Source organism: Klebsiella sp. 141153 (assembly GCF_032601995.1).
Classification (GTDB): domain Bacteria; phylum Pseudomonadota; class Gammaproteobacteria; order Enterobacterales; family Enterobacteriaceae; genus Klebsiella; species Klebsiella aerogenes.
Map to the genome: position 1 here is coordinate 124,626 of NZ_JAQIRJ010000008.1, position 20,998 is coordinate 145,623.

The following is a 20,998-nucleotide window of genomic DNA, read 5'->3' on the forward strand; positions in this document are numbered from 1 at the left end:
TTGCTTTACCTCTATTACGACGGCTGTGTTATAATTTGCGACCTTTGAATCCGGGACACAGTAGAGGGATAGCGGTTAGATGAGCGACCTTGCGAGAGAAATTACACCGGTCAACATTGAGGAAGAGCTGAAAAGCTCGTATCTGGATTATGCGATGTCGGTCATTGTTGGCCGTGCGCTGCCGGATGTCCGAGATGGCCTGAAGCCGGTACACCGTCGCGTACTATACGCCATGAACGTATTGGGCAATGACTGGAACAAAGCCTATAAAAAATCAGCCCGTGTCGTTGGCGACGTAATCGGTAAATACCACCCGCATGGTGATACCGCCGTTTATGACACCATCGTACGTATGGCGCAGCCGTTCTCCTTGCGTTATATGCTGGTCGATGGCCAGGGTAACTTTGGTTCTGTCGATGGCGACTCCGCCGCAGCGATGCGTTATACGGAAATCCGTATGTCGAAGATCGCTCATGAGCTGATGGCCGATCTCGAAAAAGAGACGGTTGATTTCGTCGACAACTATGACGGCACGGAGAAAATCCCTGACGTCATGCCGACAAAAATCCCTAACCTGCTGGTGAACGGTTCTTCCGGTATCGCCGTAGGTATGGCGACCAACATTCCGCCGCATAACCTGACGGAAGTGATCAACGGCTGCCTGGCGTACGTTGATAACGAAGACATCAGCATTGAAGGGCTGATGGAACACATTCCGGGCCCGGACTTCCCGACCGCCGCTATCATTAACGGCCGTCGCGGTATTGAAGAGGCCTATCGTACCGGTCGCGGTAAAGTTTACATTCGCGCGCGCGCGGAAGTCGAAGCTGACGCGAAAACCGGTCGTGAAACCATCATCGTGCACGAAATTCCGTATCAGGTGAACAAAGCGCGCCTGATTGAGAAAATCGCCGAGCTGGTGAAAGAAAAACGCGTTGAAGGCATCAGCGCGCTGCGCGACGAGTCTGACAAAGACGGTATGCGTATCGTTATCGAAGTAAAACGCGACGCGGTGGGTGAAGTGGTTCTTAACAACCTCTACTCCCAGACCCAACTGCAGGTTTCTTTCGGTATCAACATGGTTGCGCTGCACCACGGTCAGCCGAAGATCATGAACCTGAAAGACATCATTGCGGCGTTTGTTCGTCACCGCCGCGAGGTTGTCACTCGTCGTACTATTTTCGAACTGCGCAAAGCGCGCGACCGTGCGCATATCCTTGAAGCGCTGGCGATTGCGCTCGCTAACATCGATCCGATTATCGAATTGATTCGCCGCGCGCCGACGCCGGCGGAAGCAAAAGCGGGTTTAATCGCGCGTTCATGGGATCTGGGCAATGTCTCCGCGATGCTGGAGCGCGCCGGCGATAACGCCGCGCGTCCGGAGTGGCTGGAGCCAGAGTTCGGCGTGCGTGACGGCCAGTACTATCTGACCGAACAGCAGGCCCAGGCGATTCTGGATCTGCGTCTGCAGAAACTGACCGGTCTGGAGCATGAAAAACTGCTCGACGAGTACAAAGAGCTGCTGGATCAGATTGCCGAGCTGCTGCACATTCTGGGTAGCGCCGATCGTCTGATGGAAGTTATTCGCGAAGAGCTGGAGCTGGTTAAAGAACAGTTTGGCGATGCGCGTCGTACCGAAATCACCGCCAACAGCGCCGATATCAATATCGAAGACCTGATCAACCAGGAAGATGTTGTCGTGACCCTGTCGCACCAGGGCTATGTGAAATATCAGCCATTAACCGACTACGAAGCGCAGCGTCGTGGCGGTAAAGGCAAATCGGCAGCGCGTATTAAAGAAGAAGACTTTATCGACCGCCTGCTGGTGGCCAACACCCATGACACGATCCTCTGCTTCTCCAGCCGTGGTCGTTTGTACTGGATGAAGGTTTATCAGCTGCCGGAAGCCAGCCGCGGCGCGCGTGGTCGGCCGATCGTCAACCTGCTGCCGCTGGAAGCTGACGAGCGTATCACCGCTATCCTGCCGGTTCGCGAGTACGAAGAGGGCGTTAACGTCTTTATGGCGACCGCCAGCGGTACCGTGAAGAAAACGGCATTGACCGAGTTCAGCCGTCCGCGTTCTGCCGGTATCATTGCCGTCAATCTGAACGAAGGCGACGAACTGATCGGCGTCGATCTGACTTCTGGCCAGGACGAAGTGATGCTGTTCTCCGCCGCTGGTAAAGTGGTGCGCTTTAAAGAAGACGCCGTTCGCGCGATGGGGCGTACCGCAACCGGCGTACGCGGTATCAAGCTGGCGGGCGAAGATAGCGTTGTGTCGCTGATTATTCCTCGCGGCGAAGGCGCTATCCTGACCGTGACGCAAAACGGTTACGGCAAGCGTACTGCGGCAGCAGAGTATCCGACCAAGTCACGTGCGACGCAGGGCGTTATCTCTATTAAGGTCACCGAACGTAACGGTTCCGTGGTCGGCGCCGTGCAGGTCGATGATTGCGACCAGATCATGATGATCACCGATGCGGGCACCCTGGTGCGTACTCGCGTTTCTGAAGTGAGCATCGTGGGTCGTAATACTCAGGGCGTGATTCTGATCCGTACCGCGGAAGATGAAAATGTTGTTGGCCTGCAGCGCGTGGCTGAACCGGTTGACGACGAAGAACTGGATGCCATCGACGGCAGCGTAGCGGAAGGCGATGATGATATCGCGCCGGAAAACGATGCTGACGACGACATCGCCGAAGACGAAGAGTAATCGTCCCAGGTAAATGTTCTGAAAGGGCCGGGTATTATCCCGGCCCTTTTTGCATTAACATTGCGGCAGAGCCCATTTACCGCTACTTTAACCCCATTCTGTTGAGCCCCTGACGACCGAGCATTGCCCCATTGAAATATCTTGCCTCGTTTCATACGACCTTAAAGGTTTCTCGTTATCTGTTCAGAGCGCTGGCGGTTCTGCTATGGATGCTGATTGCTTTTGTCTCCGTGTTTTATATCGTTAACGCATTGCATGAACGGGAATCGGAAATTCGTCAGGAGCTGAATCTTAACGCCGACCAGGCGCAGCGCTATATCCAGCGGACTGCGGATGTCATTAAAGAGCTGAAGTACGTCGCAGGCAACCGCGCGGCGACCGGGAGCGAGGGCAGCGCGGCGCTGGCCAACAGCGGCAATATCACTATCCCCAATTTTGAACCGCTGTATCCGGATTCCGACTGCAGCGCAATGAGCGGCGCCTGGCGCAATTCGCTGCAATCGCTGGCGTGGTTCATGCGCTACTGGCGCGATAATTTCTCCGCCGCCTACGACCTGAACCGTATCTTTTTAATTGGCAGCGACAACCTCTGTATGGCTAACTTCGGCCTGCGCGATATGCCGCTGGAGCGCGATCAGGCGCTGAAGGTGCTGCATCAACGTATCGAACAATATCGCGATGCGCCGCAAAACGAGCGGGGCAATAACCTGTTCTGGATTAGCCAGGGCGTGCGTCCGGGCGTCGGCTATTTCTATGCCCTGACGCCAATCTATATGGCTAACCGCCTGCAGGCGATGCTCGGCGTCGAGCAGACTATCCGCATGGAGAGCTTCTTTACGCCAGGCAGCCTGCCGATGAGCGTGACGATCCTCGATGATAACGGCCAGCAGCTCATTTCCCTTGCCGGGCCGGATAACAGTATTAAACCGGAAACCCGCTGGATGCAGGAGCGGATGTGGTTTGGCTACAGCTCTGGTTTCCGCGAACTGGTGCTGAAAAAGAGCCTGCTGCCGTCATCGCTGAGTATTGTCTATTCGGTTTCCGTCGATCAGGTGCTCGAGCGCATCAGGATGCTGATCCTCAACGCTATCGTGCTGAATATCCTGACGGGCGCGATCCTGTTCGCGCTGGCGCGCATGTATGAACGGCGGATATTTATTCCGGCGGAAAACGACGCCCAGCGTCTGGAAGAGCATGAGCAGTTCAACCGTAAAATCGTCGCCTCCGCGCCGGTAGGGATCTGTATTCTGCGTACCCAGGACGGCACTAACATACTGAGTAACGAACTGGCGCATAACTATCTGAATATGCTGACTCACGAAGACCGCCAGCGGCTCACGCAGATTATCTGCGGCCAGCAGGTCAACTTCGTCGACGTGTTAACCAGCAACAACACCAACCTGCAGATTAGCTTTGTACACTCGCGCTATCGTAATGAAAACGTAGCGATATGCGTGCTGGTGGATGTTTCCGCCCGTGTGAAAATGGAAGAGTCGCTGCAGGAGATGGCCCAGGCGGCGGAACAGGCCAGCCAGTCGAAATCGATGTTCCTCGCCACCGTTAGCCACGAGTTGCGTACGCCGCTGTACGGCATTATTGGCAACCTCGATCTGCTGCAGACCAAAGCGTTGCCGAAGGGAGTCGATCGGCTGGTGACGGCGATGAATAACTCCTCCAGCCTGCTCTTGAAGATTATCAGCGATATTCTCGACTTCTCGAAGATTGAGTCAGAGCAGCTAAAAATCGAACCGCGAGAGTTCTCGCCGCGCGAGGTCATGAATCATATTTCGGCGAACTATTTACCGCTGGTGGTGCGCAAACAGCTGGGGCTGTACTGTTTCATCGAGCCGGATGTCCCGCAAACGATGATCGGCGACCCGATGCGTCTGCAGCAGGTTATTTCCAACCTGCTGAGTAACGCCATTAAATTTACCGATACCGGCTGTATCGTGTTGCACGTCCAGCGCGCCGGCGACTATCTGCAAATTAGCGTACGTGACACCGGCGAGGGGATCCCGGCGAAAGAGGTTGTGCGCCTGTTCGACCCGTTCTTCCAGGTCGGTACCGGAGTGCAGCGTAATTTCCAGGGCACCGGCTTGGGGCTGGCTATCTGTGAAAAACTTATCAGCATGATGGATGGCGACATTGCCGTGGAAACTGAACCCGGCATGGGAAGCCGTTTCACAATTCGTATTCCGCTATACGGCATGCAGCCGATGCCGCCGCTGCTGGCCGATCGGCACAGCAACAGCACCTGTTGGCTGGCGATTCATAACACGTCACTGGCGCTTTTTGTCGAATCGCTGCTGCAATATCATGGCCTGACGGTACGTCAATTTGCTGGTCAGACGCCGGCCGCCGACGATATTTTATTAACCGATGATGAAGGCTATGAGGGTTGGCCGGGAAGCGCTGCGGTGATCTTCTGCCGCCGCCATATCGGCATTCCTGTTGAGCGCGCGCCGGGAGAGTGGCTACATAGCGTTACCACGCCGCATGAGCTCCTGCCCTTGCTGGGGCGTCTGCTGCATCTGGCGCTGGCGGCGGAAGAGAATGGTCCGGCGCTATCGGCCCATGACGCGCCAACGGCCAGCAATGACGACATGATGATTCTGGTGGTCGACGATCATCCGATTAACCGCCGCCTGTTGGCCGATCAGCTTGGCTCGCTGGGTTATCAATGCGTAACGGCCAATGATGGCATCGATGCGCTTAACGTCCTCAGTAAACAGCATATTGATATTGTTCTCAGCGATGTGAACATGCCCAATATGGATGGTTACCGTCTGACGCAGCGGATCCGTCAGCTGGAGATGACGTTGCCGGTTATTGGCGTGACGGCTAACGCGCTGGCGGAAGAAAAACAGCGTTGTCTGGAATCGGGAATGGATAGCTGCCTGTCAAAACCGGTGACGCTGGATATCCTTAAGCACACGCTGGCCACCTATGCCGCACAGGTACGTAAAGCCAGAAAAACAAGCTGAGGCCGCACGGAATGGTGCTGAGAGCTCCCCGGCGCGCGATGCTCTCCGGGGCGGGAATAAAGTTTCAGAATGGCCCGGAAACGGCGGCTGGCCGCCATCCGGGAAAAGTGAATTACTCTTTATCCGTTGAGGTAAGAGAAACGGAAGAGAGGTAGTTCAGCAGTGCGATATCATTTTCGACACCCAGCTTCATCATTGCCGATTTCTTCTGGCTACTGATGGTTTTAATGCTGCGGTTCAGCTTTTTGGCGATCTCGGTGACCAGGAAGCCTTCAGCGAACAAACGCAGAACTTCACTCTCTTTCGGCGACAGGCGTTTGTCGCCATAACCGCCGGCGCTGATTTTTTCCAGCAGGCGGGAGACGCTTTCCGGAGTAAACTTTTTGCCTTTCTGCAGCGCGGCCAGCGCTTTCGGCAGATCGGTCGGCGCACCCTGCTTCAGTACGATCCCTTCAATATCGAGATCCAGTACTGCGCTGAGGATAGCCGGGTTGTTGTTCATGGTCAGAACGATAATCGACAGTTCAGGAAAATGACGTTTGATGTATTTGATCAGGGTGATCCCATCGCCATATTTGTCGCCAGGCATCGACAAGTCGGTAATCAGGACGTGCGCGTCAAGTTTAGGAAGATTGTTAATCAGAGCTGTGGAATCTTCAAATTCGCCAACAACATTCACCCACTCGATCTGCTCAAGTGACTTACGAATGCCGAACAGTACGATCGGATGGTCATCGGCAATAATTACGTTCATATTGTTCATGTATTAGGCTACCTTGCTACAGCAAGCTCTTGACGTAACCGTCAATGTCGCTGATGTATTTTTCTATACCTTGAGCATCTCTTTCATGAATCAGATGCTCAAGCGCTTCACATAACTGCTTGCCGGGTATCAGATTAAGCATCGCAAACGCCCCTTTGAGGCGGTGAGCGGTCTGCGCCAGCGCAGCGAAATCGCTGATGGTTAATTCAGTATACAATCTCTGAACATCATCCGGAACAGTGTCGGCAAACAGCGCGTAATAACCGCTGGCATGGAGTTCAGCATTCCCTTCATTTCCAGTGGAGGTGGGCTGAATCTCTTCTTGCGCCAGCTGCTGCTCAATCAGCTGCAGGATAGCTTCCTGCATGGCAGTGCTGATATTAAAATTGACGCTCAACTGACCAGGGCCAATTTTGCGTATCCCAACCTCATCATCGCTTAAAAGCAAGCCTGAAGCAGTAAGATTAGACGGATTATCAGTTAAAAAGAGATCGTACTCTTGACTTGCGAGTCTTTCGTCCGGGGTGATGCAGCTTGCGCCCCAGCTCTCTAACTGGCGCGTCACGATGCGGCGTACTTCATTGGCGGTAATGTCAATCATCACGACTACATCGTCTAACAGGTGTTCGCCGGAGTCGCTCTCTTCCTCGCTTGCCGCCATTTTAAGGTGTAGCGAGTAGCGGGTGCCGAGCGATTCTCGCGCCTTAATATTAAGCTGCCCGCCAAGCTTGCGGGTTAAACGGTCGCATAACCAGAAGGTGAGGGCATTGGCCTTGCCGTACTGGTCGGCTTGCGTCTCGTTAAGGAACGGGAAGTGCATATTATCGATTTCATTAGCGCTTACGCCGTTGCCGGTATCAAGAATACGGAAAGTCAGCCGATCGTCGGCAGATTCATCTTTGCTCACCTCAAGGGTGATTTTACCGATAGAGGTAGTGGTGATCGCGTACTGAATCAGCAGTAATAGCGTGCGGCGCAGCGCGTCGCGATCGCCGTAGCGCTGCTCGTTGGCCGGCAGCGCGTTATTGATTAACAGCTGAAGTCCCTTGCGTTTTACCATCGGTAGGACTTCAGGAACCACTTCATCTATTAAGCCCTGAATGGAGAATAAACCGGGGGTAGTTTTCCAGGCGTCGCTTTCCAGTAAGTTCGCCAACTGAATCTCATCGACCAGATGAACCAGTTCATCCGCGCGCTGCGCCAGTTTACGGCTCTCATTAATGCCGATGGCCGCCGCTTCATGCGCCAGCGCCTGCGCCGGTTCTTTCAGCGCGGCGCCGATGTTCTGCATAAAGGCGATACGCCCCTGCTGATTTTTTTCATACAGACGCTGGGCCTGTTTGAGCTTTTTGTTCACCAGTACTTCTCTGTCCTGGTCGCGAATAATCAGGATCTGCGTGCGAGGAGCAACCTGGCTACGGTACTGGCGGATTTCATAAAGTTCATTATTGATCGTCGCCTGAATGACCCCTTGATGCTGATCTGCCATGTTGGTGATGTTCTGCAGGTTCAGATGAGGCAACAGATGATCGGCGATCGGGTTGCTGATAATAGTGCGATTGGCTTCCTGATCGTGCACCAACAGGCCCAGCGGCAGCAAAGAGACAATCTCTTCATTAATTGCGCGCTGAGCGCGAAGCTCGCTGTTGGCGGCGGGGGCCGCGCTAACGCTGCCAGGATTACGGCGACCGCTATAGTGACGGAATGTGGTAAAGCCAAACAGGGTTAATGCCAGCAGACCAATGGTGAGGAGCAGCGGCAGTAAAATATTCTGCAGGGATTCCATCAGCAAAGTGCTGAACGGCACGACCCACACCAGCCGCATGCCGGTGGTATTGATGGCGGTAGTTATCTCAATACGCAGGCCATTGAAGCTGACGCTAACGTTATCAACGGCTTCTTTATCAGGGCTGTTGGCGGCATTCTGCGCCGGATCTGCCTCCAGACGGAAGCTGTCCAACGACATGCTCGGGGGGATGAGGTCGTTAATCGGTAAATCGAAGGCCACCACCGTTGCCAGGTGGCCCGGTTGGTTAAAGGTGGTACGCAGCGTGAAGTAGTGGCCATTTTGCCAGGTCAAATGGCGCAGCGAAGAAAAGGTTTCCCGTTCGTCCAGCGTATTTGCCTGCAGCAGCATTTCGGCGCGGCGGGATTCCACCACGCTGCTAATCGTCGATTCTTTAAAACTCGAAGACAGATCTTTCAGCGGCAGGGTCGAGACCAGAATCAAGCTGTTATCCAGCCCGTTCAGATAATACATCGACCAGGGGATGGTTTCCGCGCCCCATAGAATATCGAGGTAATTAGAAATTTTCTGCGTCATCTCAAGCGTCGAGCTGTCATGAGATCCGAAAATCAGCGCCTCGGTTTTGCGCCGAGGCTTTTCCAGATAGTAGACATCCTGCTTTAGCCGGGTTTCCTGCAGCCCATCGCTTGAAGTACTGGAACTGGTGGCTGCGATATTGTCGTAAATCTGCCAGGTGGCGTAACGCCAGGTATCGATGCGTTTGTGCAACGCGTGGCTGATATCAACCACCTGGTAACTTCTGTCTTTTAGCCACGTATTGACCGAGCTTTGGATCATCACGCCCATCGTCGCGAGCAAGACGATAACCATCAAAATGAAGAAGCGGGTGATGTTGCCTGGGATCAGGGAGAATTTTTTTTGGGTCATCGCGTAGCAGAGCTGCTCAGTAGTGTTTGTAAACAAGATGTTGCGCCATAGTGACGGGCAGCACAACGAATACTGGCTGGAAGTATAAAGGCTAAAACGGGAAATCCATACAACAGATTGACGCTGAGGGATCTTTTAATGCTGAGATTTGTCTCAAAACCATAGCGACCACGAATATGTACAGTGGAATTGATCTTGTACAATTAACTGGCATTTGTTGCAGGTAAATAGCACGAAAAAACAAGAAATTGGCGAAATAGGCTAACTTTCATTCGGAATTGATTGATTAATAGTCGTTATTTTTTTATGCGATAGCACAGCATAATTAAAGATACGTAAAGAAGGGTAAAAAAAACCGGATGCGAGGCATCCGGTTGAAATAGGGGTAAACAGACATTCAGAACTGAATGACGGTAATAAATAAAGTTAATGATGATAGCGAGGATTATTTTAGTCTTCGGGGAAGATTTTGTTTTACCATTCAGTGCTATACATTTACATGCTTTCAATAATTTGATTTTAAAGATAAATATTATTTTTTTGATTTTTGATGCTTATTTTGGCGACCATTATCGTGCCTGAAAAGTTCCTTGATATTTACAAATTGAAACATCTTGTGCGCATTTTGAAACACCTTAGAAGTTTTCGTATCATATTCTTGTTGGATTATTCTGCATTTTGCAGCACAATGAATACAGCCGACTGATTAGAAGGGTAATCAGTAAGCAGTGGCAATAATAAAAGGCATATAACAAACAGAGGGTTAATAACATGAAAGTTAAAGTACTGTCCCTCCTGGTACCAGCACTGCTGGTAGCGGGCGCAGCAAATGCGGCTGAAATTTATAACAAAGACGGCAACAAATTAGATCTGTACGGTAAAATTGATGGTCTGCACTACTTCTCTGACGACAAGAGCGTAGACGGCGACCAGACCTACATGCGTATCGGCGTGAAAGGCGAAACCCAGATCAACGACCAGCTGACCGGTTACGGCCAGTGGGAATACAACGTTCAGGCTAACAACACCGAAGGTTCTGACAAGCAGTCCTGGACCCGTCTGGCATTCGCTGGTCTGAAATTCGGCGACGCGGGTTCTTTCGACTACGGTCGTAACTACGGCGTTGTATACGACGTGACTTCCTGGACCGACGTTCTGCCGGAATTCGGCGGCGACACCTACGGTTCCGACAACTTCCTGCAGTCCCGTGCTAACGGCGTTGCTACCTACCGTAACTCTGACTTCTTCGGTCTGGTTGACGGCCTGAACTTTGCTCTGCAGTACCAGGGTAAAAACGGCAGCACGAGCGGTGAAGACATGACCAACAACGGTCGCGGCTTCCAGAAACAGAACGGCGAAGGCTACGGCACCTCCGTTACTTATGATATCTGGGACGGCATCAGCGCTGGTTTCGCGTACTCCCACTCTAAACGTACTGACGATCAGAACGTTAATGGTGTTATGGGTCACGGCGACGACGCTGAAACCTATACCGGTGGCCTGAAATACGACGCTAACAACGTATACCTGGCGACTCAGTACACCCAGACTTACAACGCAACTCGCACTGGCGACATCGGTTTTGCTGACAAAGCGCAGAACTTCGAAGTGGTTGCTCAGTACCAGTTCGATTTCGGCCTGCGTCCGTCCATCGCTTACCTGCAGTCTAAAGGTAAGGACCTGTCCATTCGTGGCACCGGTATCAACTATGGCGACCAGGATATCCTGAAATACGTTGACCTGGGCGCGACCTACTACTTCAACAAAAACATGTCCACCTACGTTGATTACAAAATCAACCTGCTGGACGACAACGACTTCACCCGCGCTGCCGGTATCTCTACCGACAACGTCGTTGCTCTGGGCCTGGTTTACCAGTTCTAAGCAAGCTGAAGTGTTGAAAAAGGCGCCTGTGGGCGCCTTTTTTTATGCCCGGTTTAACCTCGCTGGTATACTCTGGCTGCCTTTGTAACAGGAGCCCGTTTTCATGGATACCACCTTTTTCCGCGCCGCCTTTATCGGCCTCTGCGTTCTGCTTACCGGCTGTGATTCCGCGACCTCCCCGGCCACGCCAAAATCCGCCGCCACCGTGCTCGATGGCAAAACGATGGGGACCTATTGGCGCGTTAGCGTCGTCGGGCTGGATCCGGCGAAAGCCGAAGATTTACGCCATAAAGTTCAGGCGCAGCTCGATGGTGACGATCTGCTGCTTTCGACCTGGAAAAACGACTCCGCGCTGATGCGCTTCAATCATGCCGCCACTACCGAACCGTGGCCGGTGAACGAAGCGATGGCGGATATCGTCACTCTGTCGCTGCGTATTGGCGCAAAAACCGCCGGAGCGATGGATGTTACCGTCGGGCCGCTGGTCAATCTATGGGGATTTGGCCCGGATAAGCAACCGGTAAAAACGCCGACGGCGCAGCAAATCGCGGCGGCAAAAGCGCGTACCGGGCTGCAGCATCTGACGGTGATTAACCGCGCCGATCAACAGTATCTGCAAAAAGATATTGCCGATTTATTTGTCGATCTTTCCACGGTCGGCGAGGGCTATGCCGCCGATCATCTGGCGCGGCTGATGGAGCAGGAAGGAATTGCCCGCTATCTGGTATCGGTTGGCGGCGCGCTGGTCAGCCGCGGGATGAACGGCGACGATAAACCCTGGCGAGTGGCGATTCAAAAACCAACCGACCGCGAAAACGCCGTCCAGGCGATAGTCGATATCAACGGCCACGGCATCAGCACCTCCGGCAGCTATCGCAACTACTACGAGCTGGACGGCAAACGTATTTCTCACGTTATCGATCCGCAAACCGGGCACCCCATCAACCATAAGCTGGTTTCGGTGACGGTGATTGCGCCGACGGCGCTGGAAGCCGACGGTTGGGATACCGGGCTGATGGTATTAGGGCCGGAAAAAGCCCAACAGGTGGCACACGAGCAGGGGCTGGCGGTCTATATGATTGTCAAAGAGGGCGACGGCTTTAAGACCTGGATGTCGCCGCAGTTCCGCACCTTCCTGGTCGGCGAGCAGAATTAAAAAGCAAGAAGCGCAGTTTTTTAGATCGGAGCAAGGCGCAAAGTAAGGATACACTTACAGCAGGAGCCCGCTATGAAACCGATGATTGCCGATATGACTAACGATGACCGCCGCTGGCAGGCGGTCTGCGAACGTGACGCCAGCGCCGACGGGCAGTTTGTCTTCGCCGTGTTGACCACCGGCGTCTGCTGCCGTCCCTCGTGCCGTTCACGGCGCGCGCTACGGGAGAATGTCCGCTTTTATTCTGATGTCGAAGCGGCAAAGGCCGCCGGATATCGCCCCTGTAAACGCTGTCGGCCGGATAATCTCGACCCCGACCAACAGCGGGTCGAGAAGGTGGCCGCCGCCTGTCGCCTGCTGGAACAAGAGGCGCCAATCACCCTTGAGGCGCTGGCGCAGCAGCTGGCGGTCAGCCCGTTTCACTTCCATCGTATTTTTAAATCCGTCACCGGGCTTACGCCCAAGGCCTGGCAGCAGGCGTGGCGCGCGCGGCGTCTACGCGAAGCATTAAGCCAGGGCGAGAATGTCACCCGCGCGGCATTAGCCGCCGGTTTCCCTGATTCCGCCAGCTATTATCGCCAGGCAAACGAGACGCTGGGCATGACCGCCCGCCAGTTTAAACGCGGCGGCGAAGATGTGGTGATTCGCTGGGTTTGCAGCGATAGCGCCTCTGGCCGGTGCCTGGTGGCGTTCAGCGAACGTGGCGTATGCGCCGTGTTGCTGGGCGATGACGATAAGGCGTTATATGCGCAGCTGGCGAGCTTGTTTCCCGGCGCCCAATTACAGCCGGGTGATGACACGTTTACCGAACGCGTGGCGCAGGTGGTTGCCCATCTGGATAATCCGCAGCAGGCGGTGAATTTGCCGCTGGATATTCGCGGTACCGCTTTCCAGCAACGGGTGTGGCAAGCCTTGCGCCAGATCCCGCCAGGCGAAACCCGCAGCTACCGCGAGGTGGCGCACAGCATTGGTCAACCGCGTGCGGTCAGAGCGGTTGCCGGGGCCTGTGCGGCTAATAAACTGGCGATAGTCATTCCTTGCCATCGAGTAGTACGTGAGGGCGGGGCGCTTTCCGGCTATCGTTGGGGCAGCGAACGCAAAGCGCTGCTGCTGGCGCGCGAAGCAAAAATACGGGAGAAATAATGCTCGATCTGTTTGCCGATACGCCACCCTGGCAGGAGCCGCTGGCCCCCGGGGCGATGATGTTACGCCGTTTTGCCGTTCAGCGCGCGCCGGCGCTGCTGCAGGCCATCGCCGGAGTGGCCAGCGCTTCTCCGTTCCGCCAGATGGTGACCCCCGGTGGTTATACCATGTCGGTGGCTATGACCAACTGTGGCCAACTCGGCTGGACGACCGATATGCACGGCTATCTCTATGCGCCGGGCGATCCGTTGACCGGCGAACATTGGCCGCCGATGCCGCCGCTCTTTCAGCAACTGGCGGCGGAGGCAGCGCAGGAGGCGGGCTATGCGCATTTCTCCCCGGACGCCTGTCTGATTAACCGCTACCAGCCGGGCGCGAAGCTGTCGCTGCATCAGGATAAAGACGAGCGGGATTTGCGTGCGCCTATCGTTTCGGTGTCGCTGGGACTGCCGGCAGTGTTTCAGTTTGGCGGGCTGAAACGTAACGATCCGCTGCGTCGGCTGCTGCTGGAGCATGGCGATGTGGTGGTTTGGGGCGGCGAATCACGGCTCTTTTACCACGGCATCCAGCCGCTTAAACCGGGGGAGCACCCGCTGACCGGCGCCTGTCGTTATAACCTCACGTTTCGCCTCGCGGGAGGCCGGCAAAAACAAAAATAAGAATTATTCTTGCTGTCGTCGGCAAGCCGTTTAAACTGCTGGCTGTTTGCTTGTCCGGATCGTAGCTTATGGAATTACTTGTTCTTGTTTGGCGCCAGTACCGCTGGCCGTTCATTGCCGTCATGGCGCTGAGTTTGCTCAGCGCGGCGCTGGGTATCGGGCTTATCGCCTTTATTAACCTGCGCCTGATTTCCCTTGTGGATACCTCGCTCACCGTGCTGCCGGAGTTTCTCGGCCTGCTGCTGCTGTTGATGGCGGTCACGCTCGGCTCGCAGCTGGCGTTAACCACCCTTGGCCACCATTTCGTCTATCGCCTGCGCGGCGAATTTATAAAACGCATTCTCGACACCCAAATCGAAAAGATCGAAAAAATCGGCAGCGCTTCGCTGCTGGCGGGCTTAACCAGCGACGTGCGTAACATTACCATCGCCTTTGTGCGCCTGCCGGAGCTGGTGCAGGGGATTATCCTGACCTTCGGGTCCGCCGCCTACCTGGCTTTTCTGTCAGGTAAAATGATGCTGGTGACCGCGGTCTGGATGGCGGTCACCATCTGGGGCGGCTTTGTGTTGGTGGCGCGCGTCTATAAGCATATGGCGACGCTGCGCGAGACCGAAGATAAGCTGTATCATGATTATCAGACGGTGCTGGAAGGGCGCAAAGAGCTGACGCTGAACCGCGAACGCGCCGAATATGTTTTTAATCAGCTGTATCTGCCGGATGCCCGCGATTATCGCCACCACATCATTCGCGCCGATACGTTCCACCTGAGCGCGGTGAACTGGTCGAATATCATGATGCTTGGCGCCATCGGTCTGGTGTTCTGGATGGCTAATGGCCTCGGGTGGGCCAATACCGCGGTGGCGGCGACCTATTCCCTGACGCTGCTATTCCTGCGTACGCCGCTGCTGTCGGCAGTGGGGGCGCTGCCGACCTTGCTCAGCGCCCAGGTGGCATTCAATAAACTGCATCAGTTCGCGCTGGCGCCTTACCGCCCCGGTTTCCCCGAGCCGCAGGCGCATCCGCACTGGCAGACTCTGGAGCTGCGCGATGTCTCGTTCCGCTACCCGGATAACAGTTTTGCCGTCGGGCCGATTAATCTGACTCTCAAACGCGGCGAACTGGTGTTTCTGATTGGCGGCAATGGCAGCGGCAAGTCGACGCTGGCGATGCTGCTGACCGGGCTGTATCAACCGCTCTCCGGGCAGATCCTGCTCGATGGTCAACCTCTGGCGACGGAAAAACCAGAAGATTACCGCAAGCTATTCTCGGCGGTATTTACCGATGTCTGGCTATTTGATCGTCTGTTAGGGCCAAAAGGCGAACGCGCCGATCCGGCGCTGGTCGCGAAGTGGCTGGCGTATCTGAAGATGGACCACAAGCTGCAGCTGGAAGAGGGGAAAATCCTCGATCTGAAGCTGTCTAAAGGGCAGAAAAAGCGTGTGGCGCTGCTGCTGGCGCTGGCCGAAGAGCGCGATATCATTTTGCTCGATGAGTGGGCCGCGGATCAGGATCCGCATTTCCGGCGCGAGTTTTATCAGGTGCTATTGCCGCTGATGCAGCAAATGGGGAAAACCGTGTTTGCCATCAGCCACGATGATCACTATTTCCAGCATGCCGATCGCCTGCTGGAGATGCGCAGCGGCAAGCTGAGCGAGCTCACCGGCGTTGAGCGCGAACTGGCGACCCGCGACGCGGTAGCACGTACTGCTTAACGTTTTTGCTGGTTACCCGATCGGGCGTTTTCGTCCGTTCGGGACATATTGCTGGTTTTTACAGCAGATAAATTGCTGGCGGTTATTATTTCCCCCTCCTCGCGCTATGCTTATGGCTGCGGCCATGCAGGTCGACTTCTATTCTCACAAGGATTGCCTGAGCGATGTCCGTTTTGCATAAAAAAAGCGCCCGATTACGCGATGAAGAACGCGCCCGCCTGATTTGGCTATTGAGCACTGATAAAGCCGTCACCTCCGCGCTGCTGGGGAAACTCACCCTCGCGGAGCGCTATGATGAAGGGACGCTGGCCGATGACCTGGCGGAAGTGGAAGTGCTGGTGTCGCATCTGCCGCCGCCGGATCTCGCCGATGCCCTGGAAGCGCTGCCTTATGACGCGCGTACCGCGCTGTGGGGGCTGGTTGCCGATGACAAGCGCGGCGAAGTGCTGCTGGAGGCGTCAGAGAGCGTATGGGGCGATCTCATCGACAAGATGAGCGACCACGACCTGATATTTGCCCTGCAATCGCTGGATATTGATGAACAGGTTTACCTGTTGCAGCACCTGCCGCGCGACTTAACCGGCCGCCTGCTGGCGACGCTGCCGCCGGATAAACGCGCGCGCATTCGCCAGATGATGCGCTACGCCGATAACACCGTCGGCGCGATCATGGAGTTTGAGGTGATTACCGTTCGCCCGGAAGCCACTCTGGCGGCGGTACAGCGCTATCTGCGCCGGTTGGGCAAAATGCCGGAAAACACCGATAAACTGTTCGTCACCACGCGCAATAAACTGCTGCTCGGCGAGCTGGAGCTGCAGACTATTCTGCTCAACGATGCGCAAAAGCGCGTTGGCGAGGTGATGGAAGGCGATCCGGTGACTTTCCAGCCGCAGGAAGAGGCGGAGAAAGTGGCGCGTACCTTCGAACGTGATGACTTACTGAGTGCTGCGGTGATTGATGCCGACGGCAAGCTGATGGGGCGTTTGACCATCGATGAAATCGTCGATGTGGTGTACGAAGAGACCGATAACGATCTGCGCCGGATGGGCGGTCTGAGCGAAGATGATGATGTTTTTGCGCCGGTAAGCAAAGCGGTGAAAACCCGCTGGGCGTGGCTGGCGGTGAACCTCTGTACGGCGTTTATCGCTTCACGGGTGATCGATGGCTTTGAACATACCATTTCTCAACTGGTGGCCCTGGCCTCGCTGATGCCGATCGTCGCCGGGATAGGCGGAAATACCGGCAATCAGACGATCACCATGATCGTCCGTGCGATGGCGCTGCAAAAGATCCAGCCGGGAAGTTTTACCTTCCTGATCCTGCGCGAGATGGGGGTGGCGCTGATTAATGGCCTCGTATGGGGCGGAATTATGGGGGCTATCACCTGGTGGTTATACGATGACCCGCAGCTTGGCGGGGTGATGACGTTGGCGATGATGCTCAATCTGCTGATGGCGGCGATGATGGGGGTTATCATCCCGATGGTGATGGTCAAGCTGGGGCGCGATCCGGCGGTCGGCTCCAGCGTGATGATCACCGCGATTACCGACACCGGCGGGTTCTTTATTTTCCTTGGTCTGGCGACGCTGTTTCTGATGTAAGCTGCGCTTTTACGCGCAGGCGGCGAGGGATGAGCGCCATTGCGATAAGCCCCGCCAGTACGCCGATCGCCAGATTACTGGTCGTGACCGTCACGACGACGGTTGCCGCCATGACTACCGTTTCCGGCCACGGATTGCGCGCCAGCGCGGTTGGGCGAATACTCTGCCAGCTGAAGGTTTTCACCGCCACGATCACCATGACCCCGGCCAGCACCGCCATTGGAATTTTGGCCATCACCTGGCTAAGCGCCGTCACCAGAAGCAGCAGTACCAGACCGGCCACTATCGTCGATAGGCGGCTACGCGCCTTGCCCATTTCCACGTTAACGATAGTCTGGCCGATCATCGCGCACCCGGCGATGCCGCCATAGCAGCCCGCGAGGATATTGGCGACCCCCAGTCCTGCGCTCTCACGCGACTTATTTGACGGCGTATGGGTGAGATCGTCAACCAGCTTTGCCGTCAACAGCGATTCCATCAGGCCGACAAAGGCGATACTCAGGGCGCAGGGCCAGATAATTTTCAAGGTGCTTAAATCCAGCGGCACCGCCAGCGCGTTGAAGCCCGGCAGACCGCCGCCCATGGCGCCTTCATCACCCACGGTCGGCAGCAACTGTCCGCTGGTGACGGTATAAGCGGTAAGGAGGACGATAGCAATAAGCGGCGCCGGCACGGCTTTGATAAAACGCGGCGCCCACAGCACGATGAGCAGCGTCAGAACGAACAGGCCAACGATGAGCGGCTGCCTGCTCCAGAAATGGGGAACCTGGGCGAAAAAAATAAGAATGCCGAGCGCATTAACAAAACCGGTCATCACCGCTGGCGGGATAAAGCGCATTAACCGCGCCATACCGCATACCCCAAACAAAATTTGAATAATACCAGCCAGAATGACAGCAGGCAGAATATACCCTACGCCATGCTGATGTACCATCGGGCCAATTACCAGGGCGACAGAACCTGCCGCCGCCGTCACCATCGCCGGACGCCCGCCGAGAACCGACATCGCCAGACAGAGCACCACTGAAGCAATCAGGCTGACCTGCGGGTCCACGCCGGCAATGACCGAAAATGAAATGACTTCAGGGATTAACGCCAGGGCAGTTAGCACGCCAGCGAGGGTCTCGCGTGTTATCAACGCCGGTGAGAGAGTGCGGGAAGTTGAGGGCATAAAAGTTCGCGGATGATAAAAAATTTGAATGAAGACAAGCCGCCGTTGGCGTGCGCTCCATCACAGAACGGGAGATGATAGCGCGGAAAGGGCCATCATACCAGTACAAAAAGTGATTTTGTGTACACATTTATTAAACATTTTTATAACAGATCTCAAAACTCAACTTAAAATTTAAACAATATTTAAATTTTTGAGTACAGGTGGTACCTTTGATCCCGAGAATCGTTTCACCTGCGCTAAATAAAAAAAGCGAGTAAAAGTAAGGCTCAAATCCGATGAAGAAAAAGATGGCCGTACCCAGCTCACAGGCGGTTGGTTCCAATACAAATCGGACCAACACCCGCCATGAGCAAGAGACGGATGTATTGTTGATTGGCGGCGGTATCATGAGCGCCACGTTGGGAACCTGGCTGCAGGAACTGGAGCCGGATTGGTCTATTACCGTGGTCGAGCAGATGACCAGCGTTGCCGAGGAAAGCTCGAACGGCTGGAACAATGCGGGTACCGGCCATGCGGCGTTGATGGAGCTCAACTACACGCCGCAAACCGCCAATGGGATCAATATCGACAAAGCGGTCGATATCAATGAGTCCTTCCATATTTCTCGTCAGTTTTGGGCCCACCAGGTGACCCGCGGCATCCTGACTAAGCCGAAATCCTTTATTAACAGCGTGCCGCACATGAGCTTTGTGTGGGGCGAAGACAACGTTAACTTCCTGCGCGCGCGCTACGCGGCGCTGCAGCAGAGCGAACTGTTCCGCGGTATTCGTTATTCTGAAGATCATCAGCAGATCAAAGAGTGGGCGCCGCTGGTGATGGAAGGGCGCGATCCGCAGCAAAAAGTCGCGGCAACGCGTACCGAAATGGGTACCGACGTTAACTACGGCGAGATCACTCGCCAGCTGATCGCCGGGCTACAGACGCATGATAACTTCTCTCTCCAGTTGGGTACCGTCGTTCGCCGCTTTAAGCGCAATGCGGACAACAGCTGGACGGTGACGCTGGCGGATGCCAACAATCGTCACCAGAAGCGGACGATCAAAACCAAATTCATCTTTATTGGCGCGGGCGGCGCTGCCCTGACGCTGCTGCAGGAAACCGGCATTCCGCAGGCGAAAGAGTATGCGGGCTTCCCGGTTGGCGGACAGTTCCTGGTGTGTGAGAACCCGGAAGTGGTTAATCATCACCTGGCGAAAGTCTATGGCCAGGCGGAAGTTGGCGCGCCGCCGATGTCGGTGCCGCATATCGACACCCGTATTATCGACGGCAAACGCGTGGTGCTGTTCGGGCCGTTCGCGACCTTCTCGACCCGCTTCCTGAAAAACGGCTCCCTTTGGGATCTGCTGGCGTCGACCAATACCTCGAATATTCTGCCGATGCTTAACGTCGGGATGGATAACTTTGACCTGGTGAAATATCTGATTAGCCAGGTATTGCAGAAAGATAAAGATCGTCATGCCGCGCTGTGCGAGTACTACCCGGAGGCGCGCAAAGAAGACTGGCGCCTGTGGCAGGCCGGCCAGCGTGTACAGATTATCAAGCGTGATAAGAAGATGGGCGGCGTGTTGCGCCTTGGCACCGAAGTGGTGTGCGATGATGAAGGCACCGTAGCTGCTCTGCTGGGCGCTTCTCCTGGCGCGTCGACGGCGGCGCCGATCATGGTGCAGCTGTTGGAGAAAGTCTTCAAAGACAAAGTACAGACGCCGGCCTGGCAGGCGAAGATGAAAGAGATCGTGCCGAGCTACGGCATGCGTCTGGATGGTAATCCGGCCGCTATTGAGCAGGCGCTGGCGTGGACCAGTGAAGTGCTGGGGCTACACTACGAGCCGACGACCGCGGCAGACGACGTGCCGCAGGCTGAACTCAAGCCGCTGACCGGCGGCAAACCGATGGCGGATATCGCGCTATAACAAAAACGGCAGCCCGAGGGCTGCCGTTTTGTATTACCGCTGGCGATTAACGCTCCACGGCATTACCGATAGTTTCTTCGGCTTTCCAGATGCGGTATTTCACTTCAACGTTGGCCGGAGTATAAACCACGATCGGCAGCTTGCTGTTGTAGCGCAGCATGGCTGCATCGCCGAGACCCGCGGTAACAAATTTCTTCTCTTTCTTACCGTCCGGGCAGGCCATCATGGTGGAAACCGGGGACGTCAGCTTATCAAAGACATAGTAGTCATAGCCCCAGCCTTCCAGCGTTTTGCTTTCCAGTTGACCGCCGAGGCGGTGATGGTTGCAGTCGACTTCCAGCGTCTGGCCAATCATCAGTTCAACTTTTAACGCGGATTCATCCTGCTGCTGCGGCAGCTGAATCACCTGACGCTTCATCCCTTTTTCCGCTTTCGGATAGGGGGCGACTTTCTCCAACGGCTGCTCAGCGGCTAACGCGCTGGTGGAAACACAGGCAACGGCCAGCAGAGAAACAGCAAGCGTAGCGATTTTTTTCACGGTTGATCATCCTTTATTATCGTTACTAACCAATACAGACTAACATCATTGCCCTGAATGGTAAGAGTTATTTACCATTATTTTCAA

General features: G+C 55.1%; 13 protein-coding genes. 9 read left to right on the plus strand and 4 right to left on the minus strand.

The window, feature by feature from the left end; all coding sequences use genetic code 11:
• Positions 1-79: 79 nt before the first annotated feature.
• Together gyrA and rcsC are read left to right on the plus strand one after the other, a co-directional pair.
• Positions 80-2,713, plus strand: coding sequence for a DNA topoisomerase (ATP-hydrolyzing) subunit A (gene gyrA, locus PGS10_RS16625; RefSeq protein ID WP_045391405.1), 2,634 nt, complete (start codon positions 80-82; stop codon positions 2,711-2,713).
• Between the two features lie 131 nt (positions 2,714-2,844).
• On the plus strand, positions 2,845-5,697 hold the full coding sequence (gene rcsC, locus PGS10_RS16630) for a two-component system sensor histidine kinase RcsC (protein WP_049061095.1): 2,853 nt from the start codon (positions 2,845-2,847) through the stop codon (positions 5,695-5,697).
• Between the two features lie 112 nt (positions 5,698-5,809).
• Here rcsC and rcsB read toward each other — a convergent pair whose 3' ends face one another.
• Both rcsB and rcsD read right to left on the minus strand, forming a co-directional pair.
• Positions 5,810-6,460 (minus strand): response regulator transcription factor RcsB, encoded by a 651-nt coding sequence (gene rcsB / locus PGS10_RS16635; RefSeq protein WP_015365624.1) that lies wholly within the window; start codon positions 6,458-6,460, stop codon positions 5,810-5,812.
• Positions 6,461-6,476: 16 nt separating this feature from the next.
• Positions 6,477-9,134 carry a phosphotransferase RcsD gene (gene rcsD / locus PGS10_RS16640; protein ID WP_316423271.1) on the minus strand — a complete coding sequence of 886 codons (2,658 nt, stop codon included), beginning with the start codon at positions 9,132-9,134 and terminating at the stop codon, positions 6,477-6,479.
• A gap of 771 nt (positions 9,135-9,905) precedes the next feature.
• On the opposite strand from rcsD, the gene PGS10_RS16645 reads away from it, so the two are divergent.
• From PGS10_RS16645 to mgtE, 6 genes are all read left to right on the plus strand, one after another.
• Entirely contained in the window at positions 9,906-11,018 is a 1,113-nt protein-coding gene (locus tag PGS10_RS16645; protein WP_045391399.1) for a porin OmpC, read from the plus strand.
• Positions 11,019-11,121: 103 nt separating this feature from the next.
• Positions 11,122-12,174: an FAD:protein FMN transferase ApbE gene (gene apbE / locus PGS10_RS16650; protein ID WP_316423272.1), complete on the plus strand. Its 1,053-nt coding sequence runs from the start codon at positions 11,122-11,124 to the stop codon at positions 12,172-12,174.
• Positions 12,175-12,246: 72 nt separating this feature from the next.
• Complete coding sequence (ada, locus tag PGS10_RS16655) at positions 12,247-13,317, plus strand: bifunctional DNA-binding transcriptional regulator/O6-methylguanine-DNA methyltransferase Ada (protein ID WP_045391396.1); 1,071 nt, start codon at positions 12,247-12,249, stop codon at positions 13,315-13,317.
• On the plus strand, positions 13,317-13,976 hold the full coding sequence (gene alkB, locus PGS10_RS16660; protein ID WP_045391394.1) for a DNA oxidative demethylase AlkB: 660 nt from the start codon (positions 13,317-13,319) through the stop codon (positions 13,974-13,976). The genes ada and alkB overlap by 1 nt, the downstream gene beginning before the upstream one ends.
• 68 nt (positions 13,977-14,044) lie before the next feature.
• Positions 14,045-15,688, plus strand: coding sequence for a multidrug ABC transporter permease/ATP-binding protein (locus tag PGS10_RS16665; RefSeq protein WP_047043236.1), 1,644 nt, complete (start codon positions 14,045-14,047; stop codon positions 15,686-15,688).
• Positions 15,689-15,852: 164 nt separating this feature from the next.
• Positions 15,853-17,289, plus strand: a complete 1,437-nt coding sequence (gene mgtE, locus PGS10_RS16670; protein ID WP_045391390.1) for a magnesium transporter — start codon at positions 15,853-15,855, stop codon at positions 17,287-17,289.
• Here the strand turns inward: mgtE and PGS10_RS16675 are convergent.
• Entirely contained in the window at positions 17,252-18,460 is a 1,209-nt protein-coding gene (locus PGS10_RS16675; protein ID WP_213797438.1) for a SulP family inorganic anion transporter, read from the minus strand. The genes mgtE and PGS10_RS16675 overlap by 38 nt on opposite strands.
• Positions 18,461-18,738: 278 nt before the next feature.
• Between PGS10_RS16675 and mqo the strand changes: the two genes are divergently transcribed.
• Entirely contained in the window at positions 18,739-20,373 is a 1,635-nt protein-coding gene (gene mqo, locus PGS10_RS16680; protein WP_316423273.1) for a malate dehydrogenase (quinone), read from the plus strand.
• 46 nt (positions 20,374-20,419) lie between these two features.
• On the opposite strand, the gene eco is transcribed toward mqo, so the two are convergent.
• On the minus strand, positions 20,420-20,911 hold the full coding sequence (eco, locus tag PGS10_RS16685; protein WP_045391384.1) for a serine protease inhibitor ecotin: 492 nt from the start codon (positions 20,909-20,911) through the stop codon (positions 20,420-20,422).
• Positions 20,912-20,998 lie beyond the last annotated feature (87 nt).